Origin of the sequence: Amorphoplanes friuliensis DSM 7358 (genome assembly GCF_000494755.1) — a bacterium.
Lineage (GTDB): Bacteria > Actinomycetota > Actinomycetes > Mycobacteriales > Micromonosporaceae > Actinoplanes > Actinoplanes friuliensis.
In genome coordinates this window covers 6,214,873-6,227,045 of record NC_022657.1, presented here as the reverse complement: position 1 = coordinate 6,227,045, position 12,173 = coordinate 6,214,873, and the positions used below count along the sequence as shown (strand labels likewise).

Genomic DNA, 12,173 nt, shown 5'->3' with positions numbered 1-12,173 from the left:
TTATCCACGCCTTATCCCGGTCGTGGCAGCATGGCCTGCGTGCGAGTGCTGGTGGCGGATGACGAGCGGCTGTTGGCCGAGACGATCGCGGTGGGCCTGCGGCGTGCGGCCATGGCCGTCGACGTCGCCTACGACGGTGAGCAGGCCATCGAGAAGATCCAGATCAACCGGTACGACGTGGCGGTGCTCGACCGTGACATGCCCGGCGGAACCGGCGACGACGTGTGCCGCTGGATCGGTGAGCACCAGGTCGGGACGCGGGTGCTGCTGCTCACCGCGGCGTGCGGCGTCTACGACCGGGTCGAAGGGCTCGGGCTCGGCGCCGACGACTACCTGACCAAGCCGTTCGCGTTCGCCGAGTTGATCGCGCGGGTGCAGGTGCTGGCGCGGCGTACGGCTCCGGCCCTGCCGCCGGTCCTGCAGCGTGACGGGGTCGTGCTGGAGGTGGCGACGCGCACCGCGAGCCGGGCCGGCCGGCCGCTGGCGCTGACCCACAAGGAGTTCGGCGTCCTGCACACGCTGATGCGTGCCCAGGGGCAGGCGGTCACCACCGAGGATCTGCTGGAGCAGGTCTGGGACGAGCACACCGACCCGTTCACCAACGTGGTGCGGGTGACCGTCTCCACGCTGCGCCGCAAGCTCGGCGAACCGCAGGTCGTGCAGACCGTGCCGCGAGCCGGCTACCGCCTCGGCCTGCGATGAAAGGTCCTGCGATGAAGGTCCTGATCTGATGGGACTGCGCGCTCGTCTGGCCGGTGCGGTGTTCGCCACGGTGACCTTTGTTTTTGTCGCCGCATTCCTCTATTGGAAGCTGCCCTGGACACCGCCGGTCTACGACCCCTGCACCGAGGCTGTCGACGGCATGGCCTGCCGGATCACCCAGAAGATCCCGGTCGACGACCCGATCCAGTACGCGATCGTGCTCGCTGCCTCGGTGCTGCTCGTGCCTCTGCTGGTGTGGTGGGTGCTGGCACCCCTGCGCCGGATGCTGCCGGTCATCGACCAGGTGGGCCCGCAGAATCTCGGCCACCGGATCCGTCCGGGCCGCGGGCGCGACGAGCTCAAAAGATTGGGCCGGGCGCTCGACACGATGATGAACGGCATCGCCGCCGGGTACGAAGGCCAGCGCAGTTTTGCGGCGAACGCCTCCCACGAGCTGCGCACCCCGCTCGCCCTGCAGCGCACGCTGATCGAGGTCGGCATGGCCGAACCGCTGACGCCGGAGCAGTCGGCGCTGCTCGCCGGACAGCTGCTGGAGACCAACGCCCGCAACGAGCGCCTGATCGAGGGCCTGCTGGTGCTCAGCCAGGCCGACCAGGGGCTGACCGCACGGACTCCGCAGGCGCTCGACACCATCGCCGCCGGTGTCACCGACGCGCACGTGCGGGCCGCCGCGGACGCCGACGTGAAGATCACGACCGACCTGAGCCCGCTCACGGTCGAGGGCGACGGCGTGCTGCTCGAGCGTCTGGTCCGCAACCTGGTCCACAACGCCGTCAAGTACAACCGGCCGGGGGGCACCGTCACGGTCACCGTCGGTACGGCGGGCAGCGCGCTGATCGTGGAGAACACCGGCCCGATGGTCCCGGCCGAGGAGGTGGCGCGGCTGTTCGAGCCGTTCACCCGCCTGGCCACCGGCCGCATCGACCACAGTGGCGGCAGCGGGCTGGGCCTGACGATCGCCCGGTCGATCGTGCGGGCCCACGACGGCACGATCGCCGCGACCTCACTGGACGACGGCGGCCTGCGCATCGCCGTCCGCCTGCCCCGTCCCCACGCCTGAGCCGCCGGGCCTCAGGGCGGCGATCTCAGCCGGGGCCGGGCGCCGGCAGCCGTACGGTGAAGACGCTGCCGACGCCCACCGTGCTGAACGCGGTGAGCTCGCCGCCGTGGGCCTGCGACAGGCGCCGGGCGATCGACAGGCCCAGGCCGCTCCCGCCGGTGGCCCGGCCGCGGGCCTTGTCCGCACGCCAGAAGCGGTCGAAGACGTGCGGCAGGTCCGACGCGCCGATGCCTTCACCGCTGTCGGCCACCTCGACCAGCAGATCGCCGGTCTCCAGGCGGGCCCGGACCTCGACCGCGCCACCCGCCGGGGTGTGCCGGATCGCGTTCGCGAGCAGGTTGCCGACGATCTGCCGGAAGCGGACCGGGTCGACCACCGCCCGCGTCCCCGCCGCGACCGTGACGCGCAGGTCGACGCCCCCGCGGTCGGCCGCCGCCCGGTGCGCCTCGGCGACCTGGGCCAGCAGATCGGCGATCGGGTGGTCGCCCGGCGTCAGGGTCAGGGTGCCGGCGTCGGCGTCCGCCAGGTCCGCGAGGTCGTCGACGATGTGCTGGAGCAGGCCGGACTCCTCGAGCAGCAGGCGTACCAGGTCCTGGTCCAGGTCGGCGAGGCCGTCCTGCCCGGCGGTCAGCCAGCCGCGGATGATGGTGAGCGGGCTGCGCAGCTCGTGGGCGATGTCGTTGACCATGGTGCGGCGCTGGTCCTCGCCGCGTTCGCTGCGTTCGGCGAGGTCGTTGAGGGCGGTGGCGAGCCGGCCGATCTCGTCGTTGCGGGCGATCGTCACCGGGGCCGGACGGTGGGTGGCGCTGTCCGCGGCGGCGGTGAGCGCGCGCAGCGGCCGGACCAGGCGCAGCCCCACGAGCAGCGTCGCGGCGACGGCGACGAGCAGGACAAACGCCGTGGCTCCGGCGATGCGCAGGGTGCTGGCCGCCGACAGATCGAAGACCGGGGTCGGCGCGCGGGCCGGGATGCTCAGATAGAGGCGGGCCGGCGGCGCGACGTACGGCCGCAGCTGCATCCGCCGGGCGTTGTCCACGCAGTCCTGGATGTCCTGGGTGCTCCCGCCGATGTTCTGCGCGTGGTACTGCCACGTGAAGTCGGCGCTGTAGAAGTCGATCTCGGGCAGGTGACGGTCCTTGAGGCACGGGTTGACCAGGTATTTGAGCTTTTCGAGAGCTTCGCGTTCGGTGGTGGTGGGTGAGTCCTCGCGAAACGAGCACTCCTCGGACAGCCGCGGGTTGCGGTCGGCCATCCGCACGACCGAACGCCCGCTCGGTGTCGTCTGCAGGGTCGCCTGGAAGCCCTGGTCCCGCAGGCAGTCCAGGCGGTCCTCGGCCAGGTCGCGCTGGGCGGCCCGGTCCCTCTCGGGGAGCCGGTACGGCCCGACCGCGCGCGCGTCGATCACCCCGGTGCCGCCGCCGAGCGGATCGACGACCGCGGTGGGCCGGTCCGGCAGGGCGACACCCGGGTGCGAGGCGGCGATGGGTGTGCCGTCGACCCTGGTCAGGGTGATCTGGCGGCCGGTCTCCTCGCTCAGCGACCGCACGGTCAGCTCGATGCCGTTCCAGCTGCGGTGGCCGGCCGCAAAGCCGAGCAGCGTGTCGTAGATCTGCGAGTCGCCGGCCAGTGACTGGCCGCGTTCCTCCTGCACCGCCCGGGTCGCGGTCTTGGCGGCCAGCCAGGCGGCCGTCGCCACCGCCAGGACGACGATCAGGACCGAGGTGCCCAGCAGGCGGACGACTAGGCTGCGGTGCACCGGGACCGAGCGGCTCATGCCGCCGACCCGTCGACCAGCTTGTACCCGACGCCGTGCACCGTCAGCAGGTACGCCGGGTGACGCGGGTCGTCCTCCAGCTTGCGCCGCAGATTGACCACGTGCATGTCGATGCCACGGTCGGTGGCGTTGCGGTCGAGGCCGCTGATCCGCTCGACGAGCTGCCGGCGGGTGAAGACCCGTCCCGGCTCGGCGGCCATCGCCGCGAGCACCGCGAACTCGCCGCGGGTGCAGGTCACGGCGGTGTTGTTCCTGCGTACCGTGTGGCCCGCCGGGTCGACGGTGAGCGCGCCGACCCGCAGGAAGGAGCCCGCCCCGGGTCTGGGGGCGGCCCGGCGCAGCAGGGCGCGGACCCGCGCGACCAGCTCGCGCGGGTCGTAGGGCTTGCTCAGATAGTCGTCCGCGCCGAGCTCGAGGCCCAGCACCCGGTCGTCGGCGCTGGAACGGGCGGTGAGCATCAGGATCGGCAGGTCGTAGTCGACGCGCAGCACCCGGCACACGTCCCGGCCGTCGATCTCGGGCATCAGCACGTCCAGGATGAGCAGGTCGGGCACGCGCCGGCGGACCGCCTCGATCGCGGCCCGGCCGTCGCCGGCGACCACCGGGTCCCAGCCGGCCGCCTGCAGGTAGCGGCGGACGATCTCGGCCTGCCGGGGGTCGTCCTCCGCGATCAAGATTCTGGCTGGCACCGCATGACTGTAGGACGCGCGTTCACGACCGCCGGGAAACCTGACAATCGCTCGACAAATCGCTGACGAGGCGCCGACGAATCGTCGCCACGGTGGGATCCATGAGAAAGCGGCAGCTGTCCGTGCTGGTCGCCGCGGTCGTGGCGGCCGGCGGCGGCATCGTGGTGTGGCAGCGCGACGACACCCCGGTGCGGTCCCGCCCACCGGCCACGACCGTGGCGACGGTGGCGGTCGAGCGCACCGACCTGTCCACGGCCCGGACCATGCCCGGCACCCTCGGGTACGGCGCACCGAAGGCGATCAAAGCGCCCGAGGGGACGGTGACGTGGCTGCCGGCGGTCGGCGCGACGGTGAAACGGGGCCGGCCGCTCTACCGCAACGACGACCACCCCGTGGTGGTGCTCTACGGCTCGACACCGCTGTTCCGCAAGCTCGACACCGCCGGGCTGAACGGCCGCGACGTCCGCGTGGTGGTGGACAACCTGCGCGCCCTCGGCTACCGGACCGGCGACCAGCCGGTGCACAAGCCCCGCCCCGGCGACGCCGTCTACACGGCCGGCACCATCCAGGCGGTCAGGAAATGGCAGCAGGAAGCCGGGCTGGCGGTGACCGGAACGATCGACCCGGCCGACGTTGTCGTGCTGCCCGGACCGGCCCGGGTCGGGCAGATCACGGCGCAGCTCGGCGATCCCGCGGCCGAGGGCGTGCTCACCCTGACCGGCAGCGCAAAAGCCGTCACGGTCCCGGTGGCGACGGCCGAGCTCGACACGATCCGCGCCGGGACCGCCGTCCAGGTGGAGCTGCCCGGCGGCCGTACGACACCCGGCACGGTCACCCGGATCGACCGGGACGCCCGCGAACCCGAGCAGGGTGCGGACGAGGGCGCCGCGGCGGAGGTCGACGTCACGGTGACGATCAAGGACGCCAAGGCGGTCCGGAAACTCGACTCCGCGCCGGTTCAGGTGTCGTTCCAGGGGGAGTCCCGCGACGACGTCCTGGCGGTGCCGGTCGCGGCGCTGCTCGCGCTGAGCGAGGGCGGCCACGCCGTGCAGATCGCAGGCGGGGCGCTGGTCGCGGTCGAGACCGGGATGTTCGCCAAGGGCCTGGTCGAGGTCAGCGGCGACGGCCTCGACGAAGGCACCCTGGTGGTGACCGCCTCGTGACCACCGACGTCCTGGCCGTCGACGACGTCAGCATGGTCTACCGCGGCGGTGTCACCGCCCTCGACCGCGTCTCGCTCACCGTCGCCGCAGGCGACCTGCTCGCCATCGTCGGCGCCTCCGGCTCCGGCAAATCCACCCTGCTCAACGTCATGGGCACGCTCGATCGGCCCACTCACGGCACGGTCACCGTTCAGGGGTACGACGTGAGCACGCTCTCCGATCGCCGATTGTCCGCACTGCGCGGGCGCAGCATCGGCTTCGTCTTCCAGCAGTTCCACCTCACCGACGGCTTCACGGCCACCGAGAACGTCGCGACCGGGCTGCTCTACGCGGGCGTACCCCGGCGCAAGCGGCGTGCGGTGGCCCAGGAAGCGCTCGACCGTGTCGGTCTCGGTCACCGGCTCGAGCACCAGCCGCAACAACTGTCCGGCGGGGAGAAACAGCGCGTGGCCATCGCCCGCGCCCTCGCCACCCGGCCCGCGCTGGTGCTGGCCGACGAACCCACCGGCGCCCTCGACACCGCGACCGGTCACGCCGTGCTGGACCTGCTCGTCCGGCTCCACACCGAAGGGACCACCATCGCGGTGATCACCCACGACCGGGACATCGCCGCGGCCCTCCCGCGGCGGGTCGAACTGCGCGACGGCCGCATCATCGCCGACACGAGGCAGCGGTGAAGACCTCCCGGTTGTCGGTCCTCGACCTCGTCTCCCTCGGGCTCGTGGGCCTGCGGGTACGCCGTATGCGCGCCGCGCTGTCCGCACTCGGCATCTCCATCGGCATCGCCACCATGGTGGTGGTGATGGGCATCCCCGCCTCCAGCGGGCAGGCCCTCAGCCGTGACCTGGCCCTGCTCGGCACCAACCTGCTGCAGGCCAGCGCCGTGCCCGACCAGCAGCCCCCGGTCGCCTTCGACGAGCACGCCGCCGCGATGGCCGCCCGCATCGCCCCGGTCACCGCCGCGTCCGCCGTGGCCAACACCCACAGCACCATCGCCCGCAACGAACGCGCCGACAACTCCGCCGCCACGACGGTGCTGGCCGCCGACGAGGGAATCCTCACCCTGCTCGACGGGACCGTCCGCGCCGGACGCTGGTTCGACCCCACGTTCCCCACGGTGGTCCTCGGCGCGGAGGCCGCCGAGCGGCTCGGCATCCAGGAGCCGGCCGGTGGCCCCCAACTGTTCGTCGGCGGTCGCTGGTTCACCGTCACCGGCATCCTCGACCCCGTTCCGCTCGCCCCCGAGATCGACCGCGCGGCCCTGGTCGGCTGGCCGGCCGCCCGGCGCGAGCTCGGCTTCGACGGCCGTCCGACCGTCGTGTACGTGCGCAGCCACGAACCCTCCGTCGAGGCGGTCCGCGAGGTGCTCCCGGCGACCGTGCTCCCCAACGCGCCGGGCATGGTGCGGGTGACACGGCCGTCGGACGCGCTCGCCGCCAAACGCACCACCGACACCACGTTCAGCGCACTGTTCCTCGGCCTGGCCGGCGTCGCCCTGCTGGTCGGCGGCATCGGCGTGGCCAACACGATGGTCATCTCGGTGCTGGAACGCCGCCGCGAGATCGGCCTGCGCCGGGCCCTGGGCGCACACCGCGGCCAGATCCGCACGCAGTTCCTGGCCGAATCCGTGGCCCTGTCCCTGCTCGGCGGGATCGCCGGCACCGTGCTCGGCGCGGCCGCGACCGTCGCCTACGCCCTGCACCAGCACTGGCCACCGGTGATACCGCCGGCGGCGCTGGCGGCCGGCACCGGGGGAGCGCTGCTCGTCGGCATCGTCGCCGGCGTCTACCCCTCGATGCGGGCCGCCCGTCTCACCCCCACCGAAGCCCTCGCCACCTCCTGACGAAAGGTCACTTCTCCATGCGTACGCCGATCATCGCTGTTGCAGGTCTGTCCCTTGCCCTGTTGACCGGCTGCTCCGGCAGCCCGGAGGCGGAAGAAGCACCCAAGGTGGTGTCGCTGCAGGCACCCAGCGCTTCCGCCGCCCCGAAGGCCCCGGCCGCACCGGTCATCCGGCCCGACACCACCGCGCTGGAGGTGCGCCAGATGCAGCAGCCCTGGATGAAATGCCTGAGGGAGAACGACGTCCCGATCAAGACCCGGGAGGGCCTGCTCGACATCGACGCCCGCGGGAGCGGGAAACTCAACGGCCGCATCATGGCGACCTCGGACCAGAAAGTGGTCAAGGCCTGCGGAAAGCTGATGCCGGTGTACGCCCCGGAGCTCGACGAGGACAAGAACCCGTACTGGGCCGACGACAACGACAACTACCACGAGTGCCTGGTCGAGGCGGGCGTCCCGCTGGTCAAGAAGGACGGCAAGTGGTGGCCCGGCCCCGGCTGGGGCGAGATGGAGCCCAACGAGCCGCTGGAACTGAGCTGCCAGGCCAAGGCCTTCGACGGCAAGAAGGGCTGAGCACCCGGTCACGCCTATGCTGCGTCGTGTGAGTGACAGTGCGGTGAGCGGAACGGCTCTCGACCATGTGCTTCTCGCGGTGGAGAAGGCAGCCCCGGTCGACGCGGTCGAGGCGGTGACCCGCACCATCGGCGACCATCTGAACGCTGACTGGGTGTCGTTCCTCGTCGCCGACATGAGCGGCCGGGCCCTGGTGCGGCTGGTGCACATTCCGGTCGACCAGGTGTCCCGGGGCCGGCGGCAGGACCAGGACGTCGCCGAGGTCCTGGCCTTCGACGGCGGCCCCCAGGAGCAGGCGTTGCGCTCGCAGCAGGTGCTGGTCGAGCAGGTCGGCGACCGGTTCGTGGTGCGAGCACCGGTCACCCAGCGCGGGGAGGCCATCGGGCTGCTGGAGCTCGCGCTGTCGGCCGCGCCGAGCGAGGCGGCGGTGGAGCGGGTGTCGCGGGCCGCGCACACCCTGGCGTTTGTCGTCATCGCCAACCGCCGGCACACGGACCTGTTTGAGTGGGGTCAGCGCACGACGCCGTTCACCCTGGCCGCCGAGATCCAGCGACGGCTGCTGCCCGAGGCGTTCACCTGCGAGGCCGACTCGTTCACGCTGTCGGCGTGGCTCGAACCGGCGGCCAGCATCGGCGGGGACACCTTCGACTACAGCCTGGCCCGCGAGGTGCTGCATCTGAGCATCACCGACGCCGTCGGCCACGGTGTGGACAGCGCGTTGACCGCGACCCTGTGCGTCAGCGGGCTCCGCAACGCCCGCCGGCGCGGCGCGACCCTGGTCGAGCAGGCCCAGGCCGCGAATCAGGCGGTCGCCGGCAACCGCCCGGCCGGGTCGCTCTTCGCCACCGGGCTGCTCGGCCGTCTGCACCTGGCCACCGGACTGCTCGCCGTGGTCAACGCCGGGCATCCGGCACCCCTGCTGGTCCGCGACGGGACCGTCCGGCCGGTGACGCTGGCCGTGAACCGGCCGTTCGGCCTGCTGGCCGACAAGCCCTACCGCGCGGACGAGCTGCAGTTGCTGCCCGGCGACCGCCTGGTGCTGCTCACCGACGGCATGCTCGAACGCGGCGCCGCCGCCCTCGACCTGCCCGCCCGCCTGCAGGACCTGACCCGCCTCCACCCCCGCGAAGTCGTCCGCGTCCTCGGCGACGTCGTCCTCGAGGTGGCCGGCCCCGCCCTGCCCGACGACGCCTGCCTGCTCGTCCTGGACTGGTACGGCGGCCACGGCGGAACCCGCTCCACCACCGCCGGCGCCGACCCCAGCCGGGCCAGCACCTCCGATCCATCGGTCACGGCTTCGGACCGTTCCCCGCGCGAGCCGCAATGAGCTTCTCCAGGAGCTGATTTGAGGCTGTGGGAGGTCAGCGGCCTGTCAGGCCGGGGCTGAAGCGTCCGCGGCGAAGGCCACCATGCGCGCGGCGAGTTCGTCGGGATGCCAGAGGACCAGGTCGTGGCCGGCCTCGGGGATGACTTCGGCGACGGCGTGCGGCATCCGGGTGGTGACCCTGGTGGCGACCGCCCGGGCGTCGTACAGCTGGCTGTGACCGCCGACCAGCAGCAGCGTCGGGGCCGTGATTCGTTCCAGGTCGTCGTCGGTCAGCGGGGTGGGCGGGATGTGCTTGCGCCGGAAGCCGAAGGAGGCTTTGACCAGCGGCATGAGGTCGTCTTCCCGCAACGAGGCGTTGCGGAGGGGCCGCGCCAGTGCGTGCCGGACCGGCCTCGGTGCAAATCCGGTCAGCCCGCAGGCGATGATCCAGGCTACGAATTTGCGGCTGACCTTGCCGAAGCCACCCGGGTCGAGGAGCACCAGACCGGCAACGGCCTGCGGTGACCGCAACGCGTGACGCAGGGCGATCCACCCGCCGTAGGAGGTCCCGACCAGGTGGGCGCGGCCGACGCCGAGACCGGCGAGGACCTCGCCGAGCCAGCAGGACCATTCGTCGCCGCTGGTGATGGCGCGGGTCTGCACCGACGGGCCGGGCTCACCCACGGGGTCGATCGTGATCACCGGGCGGTCCGCGGCGAGCCGGCCGACGTAGTCGTGCCACATCAGCGACGGCCCTCCCGAGCCCGGCAGGAGCACGAACGGCGTCCGGTCGCCGGAGCCCAGCCGGTGGACGCGGGTCGTGCCGAAGCTGGTGACCACATCGGAGTCGACCGACGAGGACGGCCAGAGCCGATGGACAGCATCGTCGTAGACGGTCAGAAAACGATCGCGGGCCTGATCGCTGCGGAACTCGCCGATCGGCATACCGGCCTCCGTTCAACGCCGTTTTGTGATACGACCGTATCATCATGGGATGCCGAAGCGGGTGGACCATGAGCATCGACGGCGGCAGATCGGCGAAGCCCTGCTGCGGATAGCAAGCACGCGCGGCCTGCAGTCGGCGACCATGCGCGAAGTGGCCGCTGAGGCAGGTGTCTCCCTCCGCCTCGTGCAGTACTACTTCCACACCAAGGAACAGCTGCTGCTGGCCGCGCTCGCCTACCTCGGCGAGCAACTCACGGAACGGGTGTCCGCCGGCATCAGGGCGCTCGGCCCGGTCACCCCACGCACCGTCATCTACGGCACGCTCACGGCCGTCCTGCCGACCGACGAGGAGAGTGTGCGGCTGACGCGGGCCTACACCGGCTTCTACACCCTGCTCTTCAGCAGCGAGGCCGAGATGGCAACCCGGCACGGCGCCACCTACCCCGACAAGCTGGAGTCCCTGCTGGCCGCGCAGATCGCCACGGCTCAGGAGGCGGGCGAGGTCGCCGCCGACGTGGATCCGGCGCTGACCGCGGCCGCGCTGCTCGCGCTGACCAACGGCCTCGGTTCGAGCGTGCTGGGCGGCCAGCGGGACGGTGCCGCGGCGCAGCGGATCCTCGAGGACGAGCTCGACCGGTTGTTCCGGCCCGGAGAACCGTCACGCGCGACCGGTCACTGATCGAGGGCGATCCAGTAGCGCCTCACCGAGCGGCGAAGCTAGCCGGTGGCGAATCGTCCGGGTGTCTCCCGAACTTCATTGGTGTAATTTGCACCATTTTTGGCGGTGCGGTTGACCCGGGCGCCGATCGGGTGATCACTGGAGATCGTGGGCACGGGCGAGGGCGCGCGGTGGCGGATCGAGGCGGTTCAGCTCGACCGTCGTACGGGCCTGCGTTCCGGGGCCGGGCAGGACGGGTGCGCATGAGCGCCGGCGAGGTGATCGAGCCGATGCTGGCCACGCTCGGGGAGCCGCCGGCCGGGGACGACGTCGCGCTGGAGTTCAAGTGGGACGGCATCCGCTGCCTCGCCTACGTCGACGACGGCGTGCGGTTGTTCTCGCGGAACGGCCGGGACATCACCACCGGTTACCCCGAGCTGGCCGAGCTGGTACCCCTCGCGGCCGGGCATCGTGTGGTCCTCGACGGGGAGCTCGTCGCCCTGGATTCCGCGGGGGTCGCCTCGTTCGAGCGGCTGCAGCAGCGCATGCACCTCAGCGCACCTGCGCCGGCGCTCGTCACCGCCGTACCGGTGGTCTATGAAGTCTTTGACCTGCTGTTTCTTGACGGTGAGGCCACGACCGCGCTGCCTTATCTCCAGCGTCGCGAGCTGCTGGCCGGTCTTGATCTGGCCGGTGATGCGGTGCGCGTCCCGGCGCATTTTGTGAACGCCGACCCGGCGGCGGTGCTGACCGCCGCCCGCAGCCAGGGCCTCGAGGGGATCGTCGCCAAGCGGCTGGGGTCGACCTACCAGAGCGGCCGGCGCTCCCGCGACTGGATCAAGGTGCCGTTCAACCAGACCCAGGAGATCGTGGTCATCGGCTGGAAACCCGGCGGCGGACGCCGCTCCGGGACCATCGGTTCGCTCCTGACCGCGGTCACCGGACCTGACGGCAACCTCGCGTACGCCGGGGGAGTGGGCACGGGCTTCACCCAGGCGATGCTCGAGCAGCTCCAGGGCATGCTGGCGCCGCTGAGCCGCCCCACACCCGCGGTGGCGGGCATACCGCGTGTCGATGCGCGGGGTGCCCGCTGGGTGGAACCGGTGATCGTCGGTGAGGTGTCGTTCCGGAACTGGACCGGCGACGGCAAGATGCGCCACCCGTCGTGGCGTGGTCTGCGGCCGGACAAGAGCCCGGCGCGGGTGCCCCGGGTGACACCACCGGTCGAGACGATCGACGGTGTCATGCAGACCCTCGGCGGCTCGTGGCGGGTCGAGGTGGTGCGCCGCGGCAGCGTCACGTCGTACCGGATCGTGCACGGTGAGGACGTGATCGACTGGCTGCCGGACATCGCCGACGTCGAGCGCATCCTGACCCGCGCCGGGGTGGCAATGGAAGCTCTGCAGCCCGCCCAGCGCCGGACATCGGCTTAGAACCCCG

At 71.9% G+C, this 12,173-nt stretch carries 12 protein-coding genes; 9 read left to right on the top strand and 3 right to left on the bottom strand.

All coding sequences use genetic code 11. From position 1 onward, the window contains the following. The first annotated feature begins 39 nt into the window (after positions 1–39). Positions 40–702 (top strand): response regulator transcription factor, encoded by a 663-nt coding sequence (locus AFR_RS28750; RefSeq protein ID WP_023560323.1) that lies wholly within the window; start codon positions 40–42, stop codon positions 700–702. A gap of 28 nt (positions 703–730) precedes the next feature. Next, entirely contained in the window at positions 731–1,783 is a 1,053-nt protein-coding gene (locus tag AFR_RS28745) for a sensor histidine kinase (protein ID WP_023560322.1), read from the top strand. 25 nt (positions 1,784–1,808) lie between these two features. On the opposite strand, the gene AFR_RS28740 is transcribed toward AFR_RS28745, so the two are convergent. Together AFR_RS28740 and AFR_RS28735 are read right to left on the bottom strand one after the other, a co-directional pair. Beyond that, positions 1,809–3,557 (bottom strand): sensor histidine kinase, encoded by a 1,749-nt coding sequence (locus AFR_RS28740; protein WP_023560321.1) that lies wholly within the window; start codon positions 3,555–3,557, stop codon positions 1,809–1,811. Further along, positions 3,554–4,246, bottom strand: a complete 693-nt coding sequence (locus tag AFR_RS28735; RefSeq protein ID WP_041841214.1) for a response regulator — start codon at positions 4,244–4,246, stop codon at positions 3,554–3,556. The genes AFR_RS28740 and AFR_RS28735 overlap by 4 nt, the downstream gene beginning before the upstream one ends. Before the next feature lie 101 nt (positions 4,247–4,347). Here AFR_RS28735 and AFR_RS28730 point away from each other — a divergent pair, with 101 nt between their 5' ends. The 5 genes from AFR_RS28730 to AFR_RS28710 are packed head-to-tail and all read left to right on the top strand — an operon-like array spanning position 4,348 to position 9,151. Beyond that, the gene (locus tag AFR_RS28730) at positions 4,348–5,409 is read left to right on the top strand and encodes a peptidoglycan-binding domain-containing protein (protein WP_023560319.1); all 1,062 of its coding nucleotides are present in this window, start codon (positions 4,348–4,350) and stop codon (positions 5,407–5,409) included. 32 nt (positions 5,410–5,441) lie between these two features. After that, positions 5,442–6,086 (top strand): ABC transporter ATP-binding protein, encoded by a 645-nt coding sequence (locus tag AFR_RS28725; protein WP_052359836.1) that lies wholly within the window; start codon positions 5,442–5,444, stop codon positions 6,084–6,086. After that, positions 6,083–7,252 carry an ABC transporter permease gene (locus tag AFR_RS28720; RefSeq protein ID WP_023560317.1) on the top strand — a complete coding sequence of 390 codons (1,170 nt, stop codon included), beginning with the start codon at positions 6,083–6,085 and terminating at the stop codon, positions 7,250–7,252. Before AFR_RS28725 ends, AFR_RS28720 begins: the two co-directional genes overlap by 4 nt. Before the next feature lie 17 nt (positions 7,253–7,269). Next, the gene (locus tag AFR_RS28715) at positions 7,270–7,824 is read left to right on the top strand and encodes a hypothetical protein (protein WP_023560316.1); all 555 of its coding nucleotides are present in this window, start codon (positions 7,270–7,272) and stop codon (positions 7,822–7,824) included. A 28-nt stretch (positions 7,825–7,852) separates the two neighbouring features. Then, positions 7,853–9,151, top strand: coding sequence for a PP2C family protein-serine/threonine phosphatase (locus tag AFR_RS28710; RefSeq protein WP_238547144.1), 1,299 nt, complete (start codon positions 7,853–7,855; stop codon positions 9,149–9,151). Between the two features lie 45 nt (positions 9,152–9,196). Here AFR_RS28710 and AFR_RS28705 read toward each other — a convergent pair whose 3' ends face one another. Further along, a complete protein-coding gene (locus AFR_RS28705; protein ID WP_023560314.1) occupies positions 9,197–10,075 on the bottom strand; it encodes an alpha/beta fold hydrolase in 879 nt (292 codons plus the stop codon). 49 nt (positions 10,076–10,124) lie between these two features. Between AFR_RS28705 and AFR_RS28700 the strand changes: the two genes are divergently transcribed. Further along, positions 10,125–10,754 (top strand): TetR/AcrR family transcriptional regulator, encoded by a 630-nt coding sequence (locus tag AFR_RS28700; protein ID WP_023560313.1) that lies wholly within the window; start codon positions 10,125–10,127, stop codon positions 10,752–10,754. Between the two features lie 242 nt (positions 10,755–10,996). Continuing rightward, on the top strand, positions 10,997–12,166 hold the full coding sequence (gene ligD / locus AFR_RS28695; RefSeq protein ID WP_023560312.1) for a non-homologous end-joining DNA ligase: 1,170 nt from the start codon (positions 10,997–10,999) through the stop codon (positions 12,164–12,166). Positions 12,167–12,173: the final 7 nt, after the last annotated feature.

What these genes read in the sequence shown, in the direction of transcription:
- AFR_RS28745 (WP_023560322.1), top strand. Translation starts at nt 731, where the DNA reads ATGGGACTGCGCGCTCGTCTGGCCGGTGCGGTGTTCGCCACGGTGACC.
- AFR_RS28740 (WP_023560321.1), bottom strand. Translation starts at nt 3,557, where the DNA reads ATGAGCCGCTCGGTCCCGGTGCACCGCAGCCTAGTCGTCCGCCTGCTG.
- AFR_RS28730 (WP_023560319.1), top strand. Translation starts at nt 4,348, where the DNA reads ATGAGAAAGCGGCAGCTGTCCGTGCTGGTCGCCGCGGTCGTGGCGGCC.
- AFR_RS28725 (WP_052359836.1), top strand. Translation starts at nt 5,442, where the DNA reads ATGGTCTACCGCGGCGGTGTCACCGCCCTCGACCGCGTCTCGCTCACC.
- AFR_RS28715 (WP_023560316.1), top strand. Translation starts at nt 7,270, where the DNA reads ATGCGTACGCCGATCATCGCTGTTGCAGGTCTGTCCCTTGCCCTGTTG.
- AFR_RS28705 (WP_023560314.1), bottom strand. Translation starts at nt 10,075, where the DNA reads ATGCCGATCGGCGAGTTCCGCAGCGATCAGGCCCGCGATCGTTTTCTG.
- AFR_RS28700 (WP_023560313.1), top strand. Translation starts at nt 10,125, where the DNA reads ATGCCGAAGCGGGTGGACCATGAGCATCGACGGCGGCAGATCGGCGAA.
- ligD (WP_023560312.1), top strand. Translation starts at nt 10,997, where the DNA reads ATGAGCGCCGGCGAGGTGATCGAGCCGATGCTGGCCACGCTCGGGGAG.